At 33.7% G+C, this 20640-nt stretch carries 17 protein-coding genes; 9 read left to right on the forward strand and 8 right to left on the reverse strand.

Features of this window, described 5'->3' with window-relative positions; genetic code table 11:
• Window positions 1-213: 213 nt before the first annotated feature.
• Window positions 214-2589 carry a penicillin-binding protein 1C gene (gene pbpC / locus HYN86_RS07105; RefSeq protein ID WP_113677412.1) on the forward strand — a complete coding sequence of 792 codons (2376 nt, stop codon included), beginning with the start codon at window positions 214-216 and terminating at the stop codon, window positions 2587-2589.
• A gap of 215 nt (window positions 2590-2804) precedes the next feature.
• Here the strand turns inward: pbpC and HYN86_RS07110 are convergent, their stop codons facing one another.
• Both HYN86_RS07110 and HYN86_RS07115 read right to left on the reverse strand, forming a co-directional pair.
• Entirely contained in the window at window positions 2805-4349 is a 1545-nt protein-coding gene (locus HYN86_RS07110; protein WP_035645529.1) for an Rne/Rng family ribonuclease, read from the reverse strand.
• 377 nt (window positions 4350-4726) lie between these two features.
• Window positions 4727-5017, reverse strand: coding sequence for an HU family DNA-binding protein (locus tag HYN86_RS07115; RefSeq protein WP_007805026.1), 291 nt, complete (start codon window positions 5015-5017; stop codon window positions 4727-4729).
• 140 nt (window positions 5018-5157) lie between these two features.
• Here HYN86_RS07115 and mutY point away from each other — a divergent pair, with 140 nt between their 5' ends.
• Genes mutY through gldD form a run of 4 tightly spaced genes read left to right on the forward strand, consistent with a single transcriptional unit; the run spans window position 5158 to window position 8565 of the window.
• Window positions 5158-6204 carry an A/G-specific adenine glycosylase gene (gene mutY / locus HYN86_RS07120; protein ID WP_113677413.1) on the forward strand — a complete coding sequence of 349 codons (1047 nt, stop codon included), beginning with the start codon at window positions 5158-5160 and terminating at the stop codon, window positions 6202-6204.
• A gap of 36 nt (window positions 6205-6240) precedes the next feature.
• The gene (locus HYN86_RS07125; RefSeq protein ID WP_113679875.1) at window positions 6241-6681 is read left to right on the forward strand and encodes a single-stranded DNA-binding protein; all 441 of its coding nucleotides are present in this window, start codon (window positions 6241-6243) and stop codon (window positions 6679-6681) included.
• 26 nt (window positions 6682-6707) lie between these two features.
• Window positions 6708-8003 carry a gliding motility-associated protein GldE gene (locus tag HYN86_RS07130; protein WP_113677414.1) on the forward strand — a complete coding sequence of 432 codons (1296 nt, stop codon included), beginning with the start codon at window positions 6708-6710 and terminating at the stop codon, window positions 8001-8003.
• Between the two features lies 1 nt (window position 8004).
• Complete coding sequence (gene gldD / locus HYN86_RS07135; RefSeq protein ID WP_113677415.1) at window positions 8005-8565, forward strand: gliding motility lipoprotein GldD; 561 nt, start codon at window positions 8005-8007, stop codon at window positions 8563-8565.
• A 114-nt stretch (window positions 8566-8679) separates the two neighbouring features.
• On the opposite strand, the gene HYN86_RS07140 is transcribed toward gldD, so the two are convergent.
• Window positions 8680-9057 carry a heavy-metal-associated domain-containing protein gene (locus HYN86_RS07140; protein WP_113677416.1) on the reverse strand — a complete coding sequence of 126 codons (378 nt, stop codon included), beginning with the start codon at window positions 9055-9057 and terminating at the stop codon, window positions 8680-8682.
• A gap of 99 nt (window positions 9058-9156) precedes the next feature.
• Here HYN86_RS07140 and HYN86_RS07145 point away from each other — a divergent pair, with 99 nt between their 5' ends.
• Window positions 9157-10023 (forward strand): DMT family transporter, encoded by an 867-nt coding sequence (locus HYN86_RS07145; RefSeq protein WP_113677417.1) that lies wholly within the window; start codon window positions 9157-9159, stop codon window positions 10021-10023.
• A 197-nt stretch (window positions 10024-10220) separates the two neighbouring features.
• On the opposite strand, the gene HYN86_RS07150 is transcribed toward HYN86_RS07145, so the two are convergent.
• Window positions 10221-12269, reverse strand: coding sequence for an insulinase family protein (locus HYN86_RS07150; protein WP_205334637.1), 2049 nt, complete (start codon window positions 12267-12269; stop codon window positions 10221-10223).
• 12 nt (window positions 12270-12281) lie between these two features.
• Window positions 12282-13604, reverse strand: a complete 1323-nt coding sequence (locus HYN86_RS07155) for a M16 family metallopeptidase (RefSeq protein WP_113677419.1) — start codon at window positions 13602-13604, stop codon at window positions 12282-12284.
• A 273-nt stretch (window positions 13605-13877) separates the two neighbouring features.
• On the opposite strand from HYN86_RS07155, the gene rplU reads away from it, so the two are divergent.
• Together rplU and rpmA are read left to right on the forward strand one after the other, a co-directional pair.
• Window positions 13878-14321, forward strand: coding sequence for a 50S ribosomal protein L21 (rplU, locus tag HYN86_RS07160; RefSeq protein ID WP_113677420.1), 444 nt, complete (start codon window positions 13878-13880; stop codon window positions 14319-14321).
• Between the two features lie 24 nt (window positions 14322-14345).
• Complete coding sequence (gene rpmA, locus HYN86_RS07165; RefSeq protein ID WP_012023622.1) at window positions 14346-14606, forward strand: 50S ribosomal protein L27; 261 nt, start codon at window positions 14346-14348, stop codon at window positions 14604-14606.
• Window positions 14607-14926: 320 nt separating this feature from the next.
• On the opposite strand, the gene HYN86_RS07170 is transcribed toward rpmA, so the two are convergent.
• Together HYN86_RS07170 and miaE are read right to left on the reverse strand one after the other, a co-directional pair.
• Window positions 14927-17686 carry an AsmA-like C-terminal region-containing protein gene (locus tag HYN86_RS07170; RefSeq protein ID WP_113677421.1) on the reverse strand — a complete coding sequence of 920 codons (2760 nt, stop codon included), beginning with the start codon at window positions 17684-17686 and terminating at the stop codon, window positions 14927-14929.
• Window positions 17687-17738: 52 nt separating this feature from the next.
• Window positions 17739-18320: a tRNA-(ms[2]io[6]A)-hydroxylase gene (gene miaE / locus HYN86_RS07175; RefSeq protein WP_057117541.1), complete on the reverse strand. Its 582-nt coding sequence runs from the start codon at window positions 18318-18320 to the stop codon at window positions 17739-17741.
• Between the two features lie 113 nt (window positions 18321-18433).
• Between miaE and HYN86_RS07180 the strand changes: the two genes are divergently transcribed.
• Window positions 18434-19678 (forward strand): glycosyltransferase, encoded by a 1245-nt coding sequence (locus tag HYN86_RS07180; RefSeq protein WP_113677422.1) that lies wholly within the window; start codon window positions 18434-18436, stop codon window positions 19676-19678.
• Here HYN86_RS07180 and HYN86_RS07185 read toward each other — a convergent pair.
• The gene (locus tag HYN86_RS07185) at window positions 19675-20553 is read right to left on the reverse strand and encodes a helix-turn-helix domain-containing protein (protein WP_113677423.1); all 879 of its coding nucleotides are present in this window, start codon (window positions 20551-20553) and stop codon (window positions 19675-19677) included. The two genes, HYN86_RS07180 and HYN86_RS07185, sit on opposite strands and share 4 nt — an antisense overlap.
• Window positions 20554-20640: the final 87 nt, after the last annotated feature.

Consider the following 20640-nt stretch of genomic DNA (forward strand, 5'->3'; position numbering starts at 1 on the left):
TATTAGCCACAGATTATACAGATTAAAATGATTTTTGAAATCTGTGCTAATTTGTGTAATCTGTGGCTAATAAACTTTGTGGTAAAATATTTTCCCGCAGATTTTGCAGATCAAGCAGATAAAATAAATCTGCCAAATCTGCTGAATCTGCGAGAAAAAAACTTAGCGAACTTCGCGTATACTTAGCGACTTTGCGGTTAAAAAAAACAAGTATTGAAAAATAAATTAAAAGCGTTCTTTCAGCGCATTATCAATTGGATAAAAAAGAATAAGATAAAATCAGCAATTGCATTTCTGCTCTTGCTGATTTACTATTTTTCGATACCCCGAACTTTATTCAAAGAACCTTATTCAACAGTTATAGAAAGCAAAGAAGGAGAGTTGCTTGGAGCAAAAATTGCCCGTGACGGACAATGGCGTTTTCCTGCACAGGATAGTGTTCCAGATAAATTCAAAAAGTGTATTGTGTATTTTGAAGACGAATATTTCTATAAACATCCCGGCTTCAACCCAGGTGCGATGATCAATGCTTTTAAGCAAAACCGAAAAGCAGGAAAAGTGGTTAGAGGAGGGAGTACCTTAACTCAACAAGTAATCAGACTTTCCCGAAAAGGAAAAAACAGAACCTATTTTGAAAAACTGGTAGAAATTATTCTCGCTACCCGATTAGAATTAGGTTATTCCAAAAATGAAATTCTCGAAATGTATGCTGCACACGCGCCATTTGGAGGAAATGTTGTGGGATTGGAAATGGCTTCGTGGCGTTATTTTGGTGTACAGTCCAATCAATTATCATGGGCTGAAAATGCTGTTTTAGCCGTTTTGCCAAATGCACCAAGTTTAATTTATCCTGGAAAAAATCAGATTAAATTACTAAATAAACGAAACCGACTTTTATTAAAATTAAATCAAGAAGGCATAATTGATAAGCAGACTTATGAACTTGCAATAGAAGAGCCTTTGCCTCAAAAGCCGTATGATCTTCCTCAAATTGCACCTCATTTATTGCAGAGAGTGGCCAAAAATGAAGAAGGAACAAGAGTAAAAACTACAATTGACCATGCATTGCAAAGTCGGGTTAATCAAATTGCAAGATATTATTACAATCAGTACAAGCAGAATGAAGTGCATAATCTTGCCATTTTGGTAGTAGATGTCCAGAATAGAAATGTAATAAGTTATGTGGGAAATTCTCCAGCTGATGCAGATCATCAGAAAGATGTTGATATCATTGATGCGCCAAGAAGCACAGGAAGTATTTTGAAACCACTTTTATATGGTGCAATGTTGGACGACGGCGAATTACTGCCAAATACTTTAGTAGCAGATATTCCAACGCAGATTTCGGGATACACTCCTCAAAATTTCAATTTAACATTTGATGGCGCTGTACCTGCGCATCGTGCTTTATCACGGTCATTAAATATTCCGGCAGTTTTAATGCTTCAGGATTTTGGAGTAAATAAGTTTTATGAAGAACTTCAAAAGTTTAAATTAAAAAACATTAATAAAACACCCGACCATTATGGTTTGTCGCTTATTTTGGGAGGTGCTGAAAGTAATTTATGGGATTTATGCCGAACGTATGCCAATCTATCTTCAACATTAAATTATTATACTAAAAATCAGGGAAAATATAGAACCAACGAGTTCTCGGAATTAAATTATAAAAATGATTTTAAGCCTGATTTTGGCTCAGAAACTAATCAAAAGAATATTCTAGGTGCAGGATCAATCTGGTTGACATACAATGCAATGGAAGAAGTCAACAGGCCTGAAGGGGATGAAGCGTGGAAGTTTTATGACAGTTCGTTAAAAATTGCCTGGAAAACAGGAACGAGTTTCGGGAATCGTGATGCGTGGGCAATTGGAACAAATTCGAGATACGTAGTTGGAGTTTGGGTTGGAAATGCAACAGGCGAGGGAAGACCCACTCTAACAGGAGTTACCAGTGCAGCGCCTATTTTATTTGACGTTTTTAATTTATTACCAAGGCAAAGATGGTTTGAAACCCCTTATAATGATTTGGCTGAAGTTGAGGTTTGTCGTTTAAGTGGTTATTTGGCAAAAGAAAATTGTCCCAAAATCAAACAATGGGTTTCTAAAAAAGGAAAATCGACAAAAGTTTGTCCGTATCATAGAACAATTCATTTAGATAAAACAGAGCAATTTCAGGTTAATAGCAGTTGTGAGAGTATCGAAAATATAGTAACTAAAAACTGGTTTGTACTGCCTCCCGTTATGGCTTGGTATTACAAAAGCCAGCATATTGAATATTTGCCTTTACCGCCATTCAAAGAAGGATGCGAGGGAACGCAAACCACAACAATGGATTTTATTTATCCAAAAGCAAACAGTAAAATTTACTTAACCAAAGATTTTAACAGCAACGTACAGCCTGTAATTTTAAAAGTGGCCTATTCTGAAAGGGATAAAGAATTGTTTTGGTATGTAGATGATGTTTATAAAGCAACAACCAAAACATTTCACGAATTGCCTATTACGCCAACGACTGGAATTCATTATATTACAGTTGTAGATGCTTCTGGGAATGAAATTAGAAGAAGGATTGAGATTGTTAGGGAATAAATACTTAAAGTAAACTCCAATTTTAAAATTCCAAATTCCAACCTTTTTGTCAGGCTGAGCGAAGTCGAAGTCCGCGTGCCAATTGGATTACCCTTCTCCCGAAGCCTCGGGATCGCTCAGGGTGACATTTTATGTATAATGACTAAGTGAGATTGCTTCGTTCCTCATAATAATGCATAAAAAAACCGCCCCGATGCATCGGGGCGGTTTTTAATTTATTCTGAAATAACATTTCCTTTTTTATCATAGAAATGGTATTCTAAGTACGTGTAAGCGTCACGAGGTATGATTTTCACCCATTTCTTATGTTCAAAAAACCATTTTGAACGTAATGATGGAAAACCTTTGCTGAGGTATGCAGCCACAAACGGATGTGTGTTTAGCACAACTTTATTGTGGGTTTTTAGAAGTCTTTCTAAATCAGAAGTGATCTTGTCAATTATTAATATTGGTGCTTCAATTTCACCATTTACTTTATTTGGATCCTCTTCTCTAGTTTTTATATTAACTTCTGGTCTTACTCGCTGTCTTGTAATCTGGACTAAACCAAATTTACTCGGCGGTAATATTTTATGCTTTGCTTTATCGTCGCTCATTTCTTCTCGCAAGAAGTCGAACAAAACTTTCCTGTTTTCAGGATTAGACATATCGATAAAATCAACTACGATTATTCCGCCCATATCTCGCAGACGAAGTTGTCTTGCGATTTCTGCCGCGGCAATCATATTTACTTCCATGGCGGTATCTTCCTGATTGGTTGCTTTATTTGAACGGTTGCCGCTGTTTACGTCTATAACGTGAAGAGCTTCAGTGTGTTCAATAATAAGGTAAGCACCTTTACTCATGGAAACAGTTCTGCCAAAAGAAGTTTTGATTTGTCTCTCTATATTGTATTTCTCGAAAATTGGAGTATCATTTGATTGATAAAACTTTACAATCGATTGTTTTGAAGGTGCAATTTCTTGCAGATATTCCTTCGTTTGATGGTACAACTCTTCGTCATCTATTTGAATACCGCTGAAGGTATCATTAAATACATCTCTTAATATTGAAGAAGCTCTGTTAAGCTCTCCTAATACTTTTGATGGATGATGAGCAGTTGGTAATTTTTTACACATTGCAGACCATCTGCCAAGCAGGTTCTGCAAATCTTTTTCTAATTCGGCTACGTTTTTGCCTTCGGCTACTGTACGAACAATAACACCAAATCCTTTAGGTTTGATCGATAGAACAAGTTTTTTTAGACGATCCTTTTCTTTTTTGTCTTCTATTTTTTGAGAAATAGAAACTCTATCAGAAAAAGGAACTAGAACGATAAATCTTCCAGCCAATGAAAGCTCAGCACTTATTCTTGGGCCTTTGGTAGATATAGGTTCTTTAACTACTTGAACTAAAACAGATTGATTGGCACTTAAAATATCAGTAATGATGCCATCTTTGTCAATCTCTTTTTCAAACTGAAAGGTTTTTAGGGAGAAATCTTTTATTTTACCTGCGCTTACAAGTTTTATGAATTTCAGTTGGGAAGCTAAGTTTGGACCTAAATCGTGATAATGTAAAAAGGCATCTTTTTCGAAGCCAACATTTACAAAAGCAGCATTAAGTCCAGCAACTGGTTTTCTGATTTTAGCAATAAAAATATCACCAACCTGAAAGTTGCTTTTTTCTTCTTCTTTGTGTAATTCAATTAGTTTTCCATCTTTTAATAAGGCAAAATCTACGGCTTCAGAACTAGATCTAATGATTAATTCTTTATTCACACTGTAAATTTTTATCCGTGAATTGGTTGTCGGTTGTTTGTTGATAGTTGTTGGAAAAAACCAAAAACCAAAAACCAAAAACCATCAACTTCTACAAGGATGGATTAAACAATATTTTAACAGGTATTGAACCCGGGGGAATTTTAGTTAACAGTTTTCCAGTTTCAGTTGCCAGTTTTAAGCTGCGGACTGTGACTTGTTGCTGAGACTAAATTCCAATTTCAATGAACGTTTAAAAAGAAAAAAGTAGTTTAAAACTACTTTTTCTTTTTGTGGCGGTTAGCTCTCGCTCTTTTCTTACGTTTGTGAGTAGCTACCTTATGTCTCTTTCTTTTTTTACCACTTGGCATATCGTGTCTGATTTATGTTAATTAATATTATTTTGCTTCGTTGTTTGTTTTAACTCCTTCTACAAATACTTTTGCAGGTTTAAACGCAGGAATGTTGTGTGCTGGAATTTTAATTGTTGTGTTTTTAGAAATGTTTCTTCCAGTCTTTTCAGCTCTAGTTTTTACGATAAAACTACCAAAACCTCTTAGGTAAACATTGTCTCCAGTTTCTAAAGAAGTTTTAACTTCTTCCATAAAAGTTTCTACTGTTGCTTGAACATCTCCTTTTTCAAGACCTAGTTTCTCTGAAATCTTCGCTACGATATCTGCTTTCGTCATTTTCTTTCCTATTTTATTTTATAAATGGTGTACTATTTTTTTGAGTTTGCAAATATAGGAATTAAAAAAATAATTAATCAAGCTAATTCGTTAAATTTTAATTACATAAACATTTACTTTTGTATTCTAAGTATTTTGCAATGGATTTTCATAACATATTGATAAAATGGTATTTACGAAACAAGCGTGATTTGCCGTGGCGAAAAACGGTCGATCCGTACCAAATTTGGCTCTCAGAAATTATGCTTCAGCAGACACGAGTTGCTCAAGGAATGCCTTATTTTTTCGAATTTACCAAGGAATTTCCTACTGTAAAAGATTTAGCAGATGCGTCAGAAGAGAAAGTTTTAAAACTTTGGCAGGGATTAGGGTATTATTCCAGAGCTCGTAATCTTCATAAAACGGCTCAATATATAAGTAATGATTTAAACGGCGTTTTTCCAGATTCGTATAAAGAGCTTTTAAAACTTAAAGGTGTTGGTGAATATACGGCGGCAGCAATTGCATCTTTCTCCTATAATGAAATAGTTCCTGTTGTAGACGGAAATGTGTTTCGCGTTTTGTCACGCTATTTTGATATTGAAACAGATATTGCCAATCCTGCTGCTAAAAAAGAGTTTGCTGCATTAGCCCAAGAATTAATGCCAAAAGATAGTCCAGCTATATTCAATCAAGCGATTATGGAATTTGGTGCACTTCAATGTGTGCCGAAAAGCCCAAATTGTTCGATTTGTGTTTTTAACGATAGCTGTCTGGCACTGAAAAAAGGAAAAGTAAACCAGCTTCCTGTAAAAACAAAAAAAATAAAAGTCTCAAATCGTTATTTTAATTATTTGATTTTAGAAGATGCCTTAGGGAATACACTTATTCAAAAAAGAACTGATAAGGGAATCTGGCATAATTTATACGAATTTCCACTCTTAGAAACTGAGTCAATAGTCGATTTTGATGTAGTTTCAAAAAACGCAAAAGAAGAAATTTTTCCCTCGTATACAATTATAGGTATAGAAGATTGCGCGGCATCAACATTAGTGCATAAACTTTCGCATCAGCATCTTCATATACAGTTTTGGAAAATTAAGATAAAAGAGAAAATAGAAAATGGAGTTGATCCCGAAAAATTAAAAACTTTTCCTTTTCCAATTGTGATTTATAAATTTATAGAAAAGCAGGAAATAATTTGCTAAAAAAATGTATCTTTGGTAGAAATACCACCAAAAACTATGAACGGAACATTAAATAAAGTGATGCTCATTGGCCATTTAGGCGATGATGTGAAGATGCATTATTTTGATGGAGGAAATTGCATCGGACGTTTTCAGCTGGCTACAAATGAAGTATATATCAATAAAACAACCAATGAAAAGATCACTTCTACAGAGTGGCATAACTTGGTTGTACGTAATAAAGCAGCAGAAATTTGTGAAAAATATCTTTCCAAAGGTGATAAGATATATGTTGAAGGAAGAATAAAATCTCGTCAGTGGCAGGCAGAAGACGGCACAACGAAATATACTACAGAAATTCAGGTTACAGAATTTACTTTCCTGACGACCAAAAAAGAAACTGCGCATACCAAGCAAAATCAAGAGGCAGAATCAACAAAAAACACTAACTTTGATGCTGCAAATGAAGGGCTTCCGATTAATGATCTGCCTTTCTAAAAGATGTTTAACTAATTTTATGCATTTTGGACCCGGAGCCCAGTTTACTTTTTATTACAAATCCTGACACTAATTTAATTATTGGTTTTGTCGGAATATTTGTTTTGCTATTTCTTTCGGCAATAGTTTCAGGTGCCGAAGTAGCTCTTTTTTCTTTGTCACAGCAGGATATCGACGACACTTTAAACGATAATCAGGCAAAGGGTAGAATTATCTCCAATTTATTAGATAAGCCCAAAAAACTTCTTGCTACACTATTGGTAGCCAACAATTTTTTCAATATTGGAGTAGTTATCTTATTTGCATATATAGGACAGAATATCTTTGAAGATGTGAGTTCGCCTGCTTTTAAATTTACGCTTGAAGTAATTTTAGTTACTTTTTTTATTCTTCTATTTGGTGAAGTAATTCCTAAAGTTTATGCAAGTAGAAACAGCGTGCGTTTTGCTAAACGTGTTGCGTATCCGCTGGCTTTTCTAGATAAGATACTTTCTCCTATAAGTTTGCCAATGCGTTCGCTTACTATATATTTGCAAAATAAATTGGGAAAACAAAAGAATAATTTTTCGATTAATCAGCTTTCGCAGGCTTTGGAGCTGACAGATTCTGAAGGAACTTCAACAGAAGAACAAAAAATTTTAGAAGGAATTGTTTCTTTCGGAAATACTGATACAAAGCAGGTTATGAGTCCTAGAATCGATATTTTTGCATTAGAAATATCAGAATCTTTTGCGTCTATTTATCCTAAAATAATTGAAAAAGGATTTTCTAGAATTCCGATCTATCGGGATAATATTGATCAAATTGAAGGAGTACTTTTTGTAAAAGATCTGCTTCCTCATATTGATAAAGAGGAATTTGAATGGAATTCATTGATTCGAGAAGCTTTTTTTGTTCCAGAGAATAAAAAGCTTGATAATCTCTTAAAAGATTTCCAGAGTTTGAAAAGTCATTTAGCAATTGTGGTCGATGAATACGGGGGAACTTCAGGATTAGTTTCTCTAGAAGATGTAATCGAGGAAATAGTGGGAGATATCAGCGACGAATTTGATGATGAAAATTTGAACTTCTCACAGATTGATGAAAATAACTTTCTTTTTGAAGGAAAAATAAACCTGAAAGATTTCTATAGAATTGTAAATGTTGACGAAGATGCTTTTGAATCTCATAAAGGAGAAGCAGAAACATTGGCTGGATTTATTCTGGAGATTTTGGGTAATTTCCCTAAAAAAGATCAAAAAGTGCCATTTGAAAACTGTATTTTCACAGTAGAAACAGTTGATAAAAAGCGCGTAAAACAAATAAAAGTAACAATAAATTAAAATGCCTAATAGAATACTTTCAATAACTGCAATTTTGCTTACACTAACGGTTTTAAGCTGTAAAAACGATGTTTTGCCAAAACCAGCTAGTTTCTTGCGATTAGATTATCCAGAAGCAAAATACGTGAATTTTGAGAACAACTGTCCGTTTGCTTTTCAAATGAATGAAGACGCCGTTATAAAAGGTGAAAAAGATTGCGGTTTTGCGATTACTTATCCAAAAATGAAAGCGACAATTTATTTGACATACAAGCCTGTAAATGGAAATATTAATAAGCTGTTACGTGACGCTCAAAAACTGACATACGAACACGTAATTAAAGCCGACGATATTTTAGAACAGCCTTATATAAATCCACAAAAGAAGGTTTATGGAATGTTTTACCAAGTAGATGGAAATGCAGCTACTAATTCGCAATTCTACGTTACAGACAGCACCAAACACTTTTTAATAGGTTCTGTTTATTTTTATGCAAAACCAAATTTTGACTCAATTATGCCTGCGGCGAGTTATGTTAAAAACGACATGCAGCGTTTGATGGAAACATTGAAGTGGAAATAGTTTTTTTAAAGCTTCAGAGAAACAAAGAGGCAAAGGAATAAAGCTAATTACTGAGAGTAAAAAAAGCTGTTTACATAAATATAAACAGCTTTTTTAATGTTTAAATGTTTGAATTTAAGACTTAAAATTCGAAACTTTATATGTTTTTCCGTCTCCAGTTTCTTGAACAACTTTCGTCAAAGATTCAGGATTTTGAATTGTTTTATCAAAACTTACTGTTGCTGTTTTTTTATCGAAATCTACAGAAGCTTTGTCAACTCCATCAAGATTTGCTAATTCTTCTTCGATAGTTTTAGCACATCCAACAGCACAAGTCATTCCGTCAATTTTAAAACTTGCTGTTTGAAGGTTTTCAGCAGCAATTGCTTTATGTTCTTTTGGAGCGCTTTTTTCAGCGTTTACAACTTGAAGACTTTTATCTTCTTCTTTTTTACAGCCGACTAATGCTAAACCAGCAATTGTTGCGGCGATTAAAATTTTTGAAATTTTCATTATATATAAATTTAATTTGCGATTTCTTTCTTGCAAAATTAATAAAAAGACAGAGGTAAGTTCGCAAAATTATTACAAATTTGCAGTAAAATGCGATTTATGGATACAAAGCAGTTAAAGTGGATATATTTATTGATTCTTTCTCTTATTTGGGGAAGCTCCTTTATTTTAATCAAAAGAGGACTAGTTGGTTTGACTGCAATTCAAGTCGGATCATTCCGAATTATTTTTGCTGCTTTATTTTTATTGATTATAGGATTTAACAGTCTGAAAAAAATCTCTCGCCGTCAATGGAAGTTTGTTGCTGTAACTTCGCTTTTCGGAACTTTTATGCCGGCTTATCTTTTTGCTATTGCAGAAACTCAAGTCGATAGTTCAATAGTTGCTATTTTAAATTCGCTTACTCCTTTAAATACTCTAGTTTTAGGGATAATAGTTTTCGGAATTCGGTTTCAGAAAAAACAAGTTTTAGGAGTTTTTGTTGGTCTTGTTGGCTGTCTGCTTTTGGTTTTAACTGGCGATTCTGCGCAGTCAGGACAGAATTATTTATACGTATTATTGGTAGTTATCGCAACTTTGAGTTATGCAATCAATGTCAATTTAATTAAAAAATATTTACACGATCTAAATTCCATAAGCATTACAACTGGGAATTTTGCGGTTCTCTTTCTACCGGCATTAATTATCTTAAGCACTACTGATATTAGTCAAAAAGTACATTTTGCTGAAACCCAGCATTCAATATTTTTTGTAATGATTCTGGGTGTTTTGGGGACTGGAATTGCGAATATTCTTTTCTTTAAATTGATTCAAATGTCATCGCCGGTTTTTGCTACGTCTGTAACATATTTAATTCCGATCGTCGCTTTTTTCTGGGGATTATTAGATAACGAAATGCTGACTCCAATTCAGTTTTTCGGTGCATTTATAATTTTAATTGGCGTTTATTTATCGGCTAAAAGGTGATTTGAGTTGAGTTATGAGTTATGAGTTATGAGTTTGGGGTTGAGGGCTTCGACATCGTTCAACCTGGCAAAAATAAAAAAAGCTGTGTCAAAGTTTTAAACTTTGACACAGCTTTTAAATCTTAGAACCTAAGTAGCTTAGTAGCTTAGTAGCTCAGAGCCTTTGCTTATTTGAATCTTTATAGCTTTGAATTTCTACTACAAAAAATCTGCTTCAGAAACTCCTTCATTAATTTTGATATCAGACATTTTGATATCCAATTCAAAACCAACATTTTGAACTAAATTAAAAGGAACTTTAACTCCTTTTACTTCTCTATAATCATTAAAATTAGTGATTTGTGCAGCTGATTTTCCTCCTTGTTCGCGAACTTTAGATTCAGCAGTTTTTAAACCTGATTTAACATCGTAGTAATAAGTTGTTTTACCATCTTTAATAACATACGCGTCGCTTCCGTTTATTGGTTCAATTCCTTCTACTTTTAAATCAGTTCTTTTTACAAGCTGTAATTCTTCAAAGGGAGCGGCATTTGCTTTCATTTCGGCCAAATCTTCACCTTCAAGATTTTTTCTTTGACCTTGCTGTTCAACATAAGCACCTTTTTCGTTTACAACTTGTTTCATTAAATTCATGGTTCCCATTGAAAGAGAAACCATCATTTTTCCTTTTGAATCTAATTTAGAAATAAAAGTCAATGGATTAGGAGCTTGCGGAATAGTTGTTGAGCCATTCATAAAAAGTGTTTTTACAGAGGTAACCGCTTTTTCTCCGCCAACTGCTTTGATGTAATTTTCAAAAACCGTTTTTGCACTAATATCTTTCGGTGCTTCTTTTTTTACAGCAGGTTTTTCGATTGGGTTTCCAAATTTGTCGAAATAAAAAATCGGAATTTGTAATTTTTCTAAACTCGAAATTACATCAGAACCTTTTCCAACAATTACAATACGCATATTGTCTAGTAGGAAATATTTGTTTGCAACGCGATAAATATCGTCAGCCGTAACATTGTTTATTGTTTGAATGTATTTTTCGTAGAAATCAGCTGGAAGTTTTTCTGTTTCAATGTTCAAAGCATAGCGTGCAACAGCTTGCGGTTTTTCAACCTGCATTACAAATCTTCCTATATATCCCGCTTTTACATTTCGCAATACTTCTGGATCAACTCTTTCAGAGCGAATTCTTTTTATTTCTTTAATAAATTGAACAACAGCACTGTCTGTAACGGTGTTTCTAACTGCAGATGAAGCTTTGAATTTCGTTACATATTTTCCGCTTCCAATGCTTGAGTTGGCACCGTATGTCCAAGCGTGCTGTTCGCGTAAATTCATGTTCAAATAACTATTGAAATCACCTCCTAAAATTTGATTTGCAATAACAGCAGGGAAAAAATCTGGATCGCTCATTCTTAAATTAAGAGTATTAACTAATGAGATTTCAGATTGAACAGCATTTGGAACATCTACAAAATCAATTTGTAATTTTGAAGGATTAACTGGATCAGGATAATTGTTTTTTGGAGCATTTTGTTTTTTCCATCCGCTGAACAATTTTTCTACCGCTGTCTTTGTTTCTTTGAATTTGACATCTCCAATTATAACTAAATAAGCATTTTCAGGAACGAAATAAGTGCTGTAGTTATTCTGAACATCTGCAAGAGTTACATTTTTTACTGTTTCTTCAGAAAGATATTCTCCTGTAGGATGATTTTTTCCAAAGGCTAAAACATCAACAACTCGGTTAGAAATTGCAGGAACACTTTTTTCGTCAGCTTTTAGTCCTTCAAGTAGTTTTGCTTTTTCTTTGTCGAATTCTACCTGCGTAAAATTAGGCTGTAAGGCGCCTTCGGCTAAAAGTTCTAAAACACGTCCAGAATATTTTGATAGTGCGCTTGCATAAGCACCTTGCGAAGTGAAATTTATATTGGCTCCGTAAAAGTCGATTTCTTCGTTAAAAGCTTCCTTAGTGGTTTTTTTAGTTCCGTTTCCGATTAAACTGCTCGTTAATTCATCAACTCCTTTTTTGCTTCCTTCTGTAAATGGCGCATTATCTAAAGTAAGTGTAAAACTTACCCGAGGCAGCTTATGGTTTTCAACGATCAAAACTTTCATGCCATTTGCCAAAACAAAGGTTTGCGGTTTTTTGATGTTGACTACTGGCGAATTGCCTGGTTTGGGTTGTGGACGATCTTGTGCTTGCATAATTCCAGTTAGGAATAAAAGGATTAAAAAAGTATATATTTTTTTCATGATTCGATATTCTTAGTTTTGAGATTTAGGAGTAGGAATATAATCTAGAATTAAGCGTTGATTTGGATTTAAATATTTCTTGGCAACCTCTCTAATTTCTTCTCTCGTAATAGAATGATAAATGTCAATTTCAGTATTAATTAAATTAACATCGCCATAAAGCAAATAATAGGAAGCAAGATTTTCTGCAATTCCTTCTACACTTGAATTTGCGTTTACATAGTTGTTATCGAATTTGTTTTGTAGTTTTTCATAATCTTTTTCAGAAATAAGATCAGTTTGAATTTTTACAATTTCTTCATCCATTTCTTTTAAGATATCTGCTGTTGTGTTTGGAGCCATTGGCAGACCATATAAAATGTACATTCCATAATCTTCCTGGCTAAATCCTACAGCGCCAATTTGTAACGCCATCTTTTTGTCGTCAACAATCTTTTTATACAATTTAGAGCTTTTTCCATCACTTAAATAAGAAGAAATTAAATCTAAAACTCTAGCATCTCTAGTTTTCATCGAAGGTGTTCTGTACGAAGCAACAATCATCGGAATCTGAATGTTCGGATCTTCATAAGTTGCTTTAATTGGCTGTGTAATTGGATCTTCGGTATAAGTTTGCTTTTTAACTTCTTCTCCTTTTGGAATTGGTCCAAAATATTTCTGAATCCATTCTTTTGTTTTTGTTTTATCAAAATCTCCCGCAACAACCAAAACAGCATTGTTTGGAGTGTAGAATTTTTTATTGAAGGCTTGAAATTCCTCTAGAGTTGCAGCATCTAGATCTTTCATAGATCCGATAGTTGTCCATCTATAAGGATGTTTCTTGAACATGTTCTTTTTAACCTCAGGCAGAATATTTCCGTAAGGCTGATTATCGTAACGCATTCTTTTTTCTTCTTTTACAACTTCGTTCTGGGTTTCAACACCAATCTTATTAATAATAGGATGCATTAATCTTTCAGATTCCATCCATAAACCAAGTTCTAAACTGTTAGACGGAAAAACTTCATAATAATAGGTTCTGTCATCAGATGTATTGGCGTTATTAACGCCTCCATTTGCAGTAACGATTTTCATCCATTCGCCGCGTTTAATATTTTGAGTTCCTTCAAATAATAAATGCTCAAAAAAGTGTGCAAATCCAGTTCTGTCAGGACGTTCGTCTTTTGATCCCACATGATACATGACCGATGTGATAACAACTGGAGCAGAAGGGTCGTTGTGTAGAATAACATGCAGACCATTGTCTAGATTGTATTCTTCAAAAGCTACTTTTTGAGCATGAGCCACTCCGCCGAGCATTAATGCAGCACTTAACATCATTATTGATTTTTTCATAAAGATTAATAATTTTATCTATCAAACAAGAGTAGGTAGACCAGAGTTTATTTTAGTTACATCAAAAATAGTTTTTTTTAATTATCAATTAAAGATTTGTTTTTAATTTACGGCTATTTTAACAATCTTTTACTTCGAATAAAGGCTTTATTCAGGTTTAAAGTGCTTGAAATACAGCGCTTTTTGCGGTAAAAATATTTTTGCTTTTATAGATTGCACAATAAATTTTAAATTGTATATTTGCAACCTTAAAAATCAATAAATCAATTTGGTATGTATGCAATCGTAGAGATAGCAGGGCAACAATTTAAAGTAAGCAAAGACTTAAAGGTTTATGTTCACCGTTTGTCTAACGAAGAAGGTTCAAGTGTTTCATTTGACAAAGTTCTTTTATTAGACGATAACGGAAGCGTAACTTTAGGCGCCCCAGCTATAGAAGGTGCTTCAGTAGAAGCTAAAGTGTTACAACACTTAAAAGGTGATAAAGTTATCGTTTTCAAAAAGAAAAGAAGAAAAGGATACAAAAAAAGAAATGGTCACAGACAATATCTTACACAAATTGTAATTGAAGGTATTACTGCAGCAGGTGGAACTAAAAAAGCAGCAGCTAAAAAAGCGGTTGTAGCAGAAGATGCTCCAGCAGCTGAAGTTGAAGCAGCTCCAAAAGCAAAAAAAGCAGCAGCTCCAAAAGCAAAAAAAGAAGCTACTAAAGAATAATAACAATATTTAAACTCATACGTCATGGCTCACAAGAAAGGTGTCGGTAGTTCGAAGAATGGTAGAGAATCAGAATCAAAACGTTTAGGCGTTAAGATTTATGGTGGTCAAGCTGCTATTGCTGGAAACATCATCGTTAGACAAAGAGGTTCAAAACACAATCCAGGTGAAAACGTTTACATTAGTAAAGATCACACTCTTCATGCAAGAGTTGCTGGAGTTGTTAAGTTCCAAAAGAAAAGAGATAACAAATCTTATGTATCTATTATTCCTTTCGAGGCATAATAATCAAAGATTACTTTTTACAAAACCCGTTCGCGAAGGCGAACGGGTTTTTTGTTTTAAAGATGTTTTCGTTGTCTTATAGCTAAAAATTTTAAGGTCGGACAAAGGAAGAAGCACGCCCATCACACGACAAAGATTGGTCTTTGCGAGGAACGAAGCAATCTCACTAGCAAGATCGTTAACTGGGATTTAGCACGTGAGATTGCTTCGTTCCTCGCAATGACAATGCGCAAAAAAAACCTTTGTCAAAGTTTAAACTTTGACAAAGGCTATAGGGTATTTTTTTAAATTGGAATTTGGAATTTTTAAATTGAAATTTATTATTCCGTATCCTTAGTTTCTTCTAGATCTTCAGTCTTGCGACCTACTTTTACTTTTGGACTGTTTTGAGTTCCTGTAACAGTCAGCGGAATTCCGAAAATGCCAAACGGAGGCAGTCCTAAACGCATTTTTAAGTTTAGTTTTCCATCTAAACTTGTTGTGCCTTCAATTCTTGGTCTAAAGCCTGCAAACTTAAATTTAAAACGTTCTACGGTTATAATATTGTTTTTAACGGTAGTTTTAATGTCAACTTTTGAAACATCGGGATTCTTCATAGATTCCGAGTTCGTTTGTTTGCTTACCGCATTAAACATTTTTAATCCTCTCACTTTTACATCTTTTACAGAAAGAGTTCCGCCGCCAACAAGTGAAGGATAAACGGGATCCATATTTCCATTTAGACGGCCTTTTAGCTGATAATCTAAAGAAACAATTCCCTGCGCTTTTTCTGCAGCGCTGGCCATTTTTCTAAAAACTTCTATTTCATTGTATGCTCTTTTAATGTCAAAATCGGCAGCTTTAATTGAATAATCAAAATTTGCTTTTTGAGGCGTTACCGCTTGATAATTGGCATTCATAGAAACATTACATCCAATTAAGTTGAAACCAGTATTCTGCATGGTTAATTTACCATTTTTCATGCTTAAATTTCCAGCTGCATTTTGAAGATTCAGCTTGTCAAAATTTACTTTTTCAGCATTGGCAAATAACTGTAAGTTTAGATTTGTTGGAATAATGATTACGCCGGTCTGTTTGCTTTCTGCTGATTTTGTTGCTGCTTTAGGTGCAGAATTTTGTGTTACAGAAGTATTTGGATCTGTGGCAGACATAAATTCATCAACATTGATGTAGCGCGCTGAAACTTTAAAAGATCCTCTTAAAATGCCAGTATTGGTTGTAGCGTAATTGAAAACGTTCTGGAGATATCCATTCATTTTAAAATCAGACTGTCCGTAAGCAGCTAAGAAATTATTAAACGACATTTTATCCTGATTGATTTTGAAAATACCTTCTTTGATAATGAATTTCTTTGGAAGATATTCTGAAGCAATTCCGATATTTCTTAATTCAAGAGTTCCTTTGTTGTGTAATTTGCTGTAATTTCCTTTTTCGGCATCGCTTTGTTTTCCCTTTAAAACCAAGTCGGCTTTTACAAAACCATCTAAGTCAAGTCCTTTCTGCGAGAAGACTTTATAGATGCGATTTACATCCAATTCGCCTTTTGCTTTTACATCATAAGTCAAATCATCAAAATTACTTAAGTCTGCTTGAACAAAAACAGGTTTGCCTTCAAAAGTAAATTCAACTGGTTTTAGATTCACTTTTAAATCTTGAAAAGTGCCTTTTTGATTTTCAATTTTAGAGTTAATCGTAATATTAGTAATTGGATTTGGATAATATGGAGTTTTTAAATATCCATTTTTCAAATCCATTTTACCGTTTGTAACCGGAAAACGTTTGTTTTTTTGATCGAATACTCCGTTCGCTTTTACATCACTTACTAAAGTTCCTTTTAGTTGAATATCAGGGATTCCGAGTGCTCTAGTTAATTTTTCAAGATCAATTTTGGCTTTAAAATCTCCATTAATATTTGGTGTGTTTGCACCTTTAACTAAAAACTTCGATTTTAAATAATCTTGATTAATGTTTAAAGACAGGTTTTTAGCATCAACAATCACTAGATCAGGATTGAGAGAAGGAACTTTTGTTTTAATATCTAAATTTAAGTTTGAGACAGGAAATGCGCTTTTGTTATAATTTACAAATCCGTCATTTATTTTTATGTCTAAATTCAGATCTGGCGCAATATTTTGCGAGGTTATGTATTTGCCCTTCAATGTAAAAAGAAGATTTGTTTTTCCTTTTATCTCAGTTTGCGAAAGCCAGGTAATATATTTTGGAGGAAATGCTGTAAATACATCGTATAAATCGCTGTTGTCGGATTTAATAACAAAATCCATATTATAACCATCTTTCAAAATGTCAAATTTTCCTTTAAGATCGACCAAAAGCTGATTGATTTTAAGGTTGTTTTGCTGGAAAAAGAAAGAAAGAGAGTTGATGTTTATTTTGGTAATTAAATCGGCATCAATTTTTTTATTCATTAAATAAGGTTCGTCTTCATAAACGATATTTAATTTTTCAATTTTAGCTTTTGAGTATAAATCGAAAACGGCTTTGTTCAAATCGCCTTTTCCTAAATAATTAAAGCCAAGAGCGTCAAAATGTACTTTTGTAGATTTATCGTCGTAAATAATTTTACTGTTTAAAATCTCAATTCGTTCTAGTTTTAAAGCAGCTTCAGAGCTGTCTTTTGATTGAGTAGATTGTTCTTGTGATTTATAGATGTTGTAATTCGCTTCTCCGTTTGGGTTCACTTTTACATTTATAAAAGAATCCGATAAATAAATCTGATCAATTTTTACCGACTTACTGAAAATCAAACTGGCTACATTTATTCCGAAAGAAACCTCTTTGGCAGTTATGAATTTTTCGTTTTTGTATGGAGCCGAACCATTTAAGCTTAAATTGTCTAATGTTAAAGTAAGCGACGGAAAATGGCGGAAAAACGAAACCGAAACATCAGAATAATTAAGTTCTGCACTTAATCTTTCATTAGCTGTTTTTTTGATCTGTTCTTTAATTTGATCCTCAAAAACGATAGGCGTTAAAAATAATAATCCTAAAATAACGACGAAAGTTATTCCGAAATACTTCGCAATTTTAAATACGATTGATCTGGATTTACTTTTTTGCATAGCGAATTTATGGTATTTAGATATAAAAAAGGGGGTCAAAAAAAAGTGTAATTTATCCGTGTACAGTTTCTTTTTTACCATAATTGGTAATAATAGAACCTTCGTATTCAATCCATTCTTTCCATCGTTTATCGATGTCGATGTTGTCTTGATATTTTCTGGCAAAACCTAAAAAAGTAGTGTAATGTCCGGCCTCAGAAATCATCAAATCACGATAGAATTTAGCTAATTCTTCGTCTTTAATGTTTTCAGAAAGAACTTTAAAACGCTCACAGCTTCGGGCTTCAATCATGGCAGAGAATAATAATCGGTCGCAAAGTGCATCTCTTCTGCTTCCGTCTTTTTTCATGAATTTAAAAAGTTCATTTACATAATGGTCTTTCCTTTCACGTCCTAAAGTAAGTCCGCGTTTCTTTATCACATCATGGACCATTTGTAAATGTTCTAGTTCTTCTCTGGCAATCACGAGCATTTCGGTTACTAATTCCTCTAATTCAGAGTTGTAGGTAACAATACTTATTGCATTTGAAGCGGCTTTTTGTTCGCACCAAGCATGATCCGTTAAAATTTCCTCGATGTTCGACTCTACGATATTTACCCATCTAGGGTCTGTAGCTAATTTTAATCCCAACATAATTTCCCAGCATTTTGTTCCTGCAAAATTAGTGTTTTTTATTCCTAAAAATCATGAAATATGGTGCTATTGCGCTGAAAAAAGCATTATTTTGTAAGTTGAAATAAATTACAATGAATCAGTTAAAAAAACTTTTAATTATTGGGTTTGTGTGGCCTGAACCAAATTCTTCTGCAGCAGGCGGAAGAATGATGCAGTTGATTTCAATTTTCGCAGCAAACGGATTTGAAATTACATTTGCCAGCGCAGCGCAGGACAGTGATTTTATGGTTGATTTATCTGAGCTTGGAGTAATTAAAAAGAGCATAGAACTTAATTCAGCTACTTTTGATTCATTTTTGTTGGAACTAAATCCCGATGTTGTGTTGTTCGATAGATTTATGATTGAAGAACAATTTGGATGGAGAGTAATCGAAAACTGCCCAAAAGCTATCAGGATTTTAGATACAGAAGATCTGCATTGTTTGAGAACGGCAAGACAAAAAGCATTTAAGGAAAAACGGACTTTTGAAATGACTGATTTATTTTCTGAAGAAGTTGCTAAACGTGAAATTGCTAGTATTTTACGGTGTGATTTATCTTTAATTATTTCTGAATTTGAAATGAAGATTCTAAAAGAAAATTTTAGAATTAGTTCGGAATTACTTTTTTATCTTCCTTTTTTAGTTGATAAAATGAGTGAAGATGATTTGCTGCAATTGCCTTTGTTTGAAGATCGCCAGCATTATGTTTTTATCGGAAATTTTCTTCACGAACCCAATTGGAATACTGTTCAATATTTAAAAGAAGCGATTTGGCCTTCTATTAAAAAAGATTTTCCAGAAGCTGTTTTAGAAGTTTACGGCGCTTATCCTTCACAAAAAGTGCTGCAGTTACATCAGCCGAAAAATGGTTTTTTTATAATGGGAAGGGCAGCAAATGCTAATGAAGTGGTAAAAAAAGCAAGGGTGGTTTTGGCGCCAATTCGTTTTGGAGCAGGTTTGAAAGGGAAATTATTAGAGGCAATGCAATGCGGAACGCCGAGTGTAACAACTCCAATTGGTTCTGAAGCTATGCATGGTAATTTACCATGGAATGGTTTTGTTGAAGATGATCCACAGGAATTTGCGAAAAAAGCAATTACGCTTTATAAAGATGAAAATCTTTGGAAACAGTCTCAGAAAAATGCTGTTGCGATTATTCATCAATGTTATCAAAAAAACAATTATTCAGATGAATTGACTGATTTGGTAGATAGATTATTGATCGATTCTACAAATCATCGACTTCATAATTTTATGGGCAGTTTATTGCAGCATCATGCTTATAAAAGCACTATGTACATGTCAAAATGGATTGAGGCCAAAAATAAAAATTAAGCTTCCATTTTTCCGAATCCTACGGTTTCACGATAAATTTGAGGCGAAACATCGGCATTGGTCTTAAAGAAACGGCTGAAATAATGTTCGTCATCATAACCTAATTCGTAGGCAATTTCTTTTACGGTTTTATTGGTTAAATACAATTCTCGTTTAGCCTCAATAATTATTCTTTCCGAAATTAAGTCGGTTAGTGTTTTGTTGAAGTAATTCTTAGAGAGTTTTGCTAATGCTTTTGGTGAAATATTTAGCAGATCTGCGTAATTTCCAGCCGAATGTTTGGTTTTGAAATTGAGTTCGATGGCATCTTTTAAATTTTGAAGAATAGCGGGTTCTTTTGAATCTGGAACCGATTTTAGTTCTTCTAACTGCTCTGTTTTTAGTCTTGAAGCTGTAATTAAAAAAATCTTTAAGTACGAAATAAGCAGTTCGTATTGTGCCAATTCAGCATTTTGAATTTCAGCTTTCATTTGGTTAATAACCATTTTGAAAGTTAGCAGCGCTTGTTCTGTAACGTGAACATAAGGAGGCTGATAAATATTATTGAACAAAACGCCGTTACATGAAACTTCTTTTTGATGCATATGAATGCAGTAAAAATCAGGATGAAAATGAATCGCAATTCCTTCAATCGGTTCATTTACGCAAAGCATAAAAGGCTGATAAGGTGAAAAGGCGAGAAGTGAGTTTTCTTCAAATTGATGTTCTGCAAAGTCAGCTTTAACTTTACCTTTTCCTTTGGTTACCCAAATCAAAGAGTAATAATTGTTTCGCTGTAAATGGTCAAAATGGCTGTTGTCATCAAACGAAAGAATTTTAAATGCTAAATTACCGTTCTGCGGATTTATCAAAGTTGAAACATTTGAAGAACTCATGTGTAATAGTGTTTTTGAAAATATAAAGATAGTTATGAAATGAATTCACAACTATCCTTATAAATTGTTTTTTGTTATAGTGTGCTT

The organism is Flavobacterium fluviale (assembly GCF_003312915.1).
GTDB lineage: Bacteria > Bacteroidota > Bacteroidia > Flavobacteriales > Flavobacteriaceae > Flavobacterium > Flavobacterium fluviale.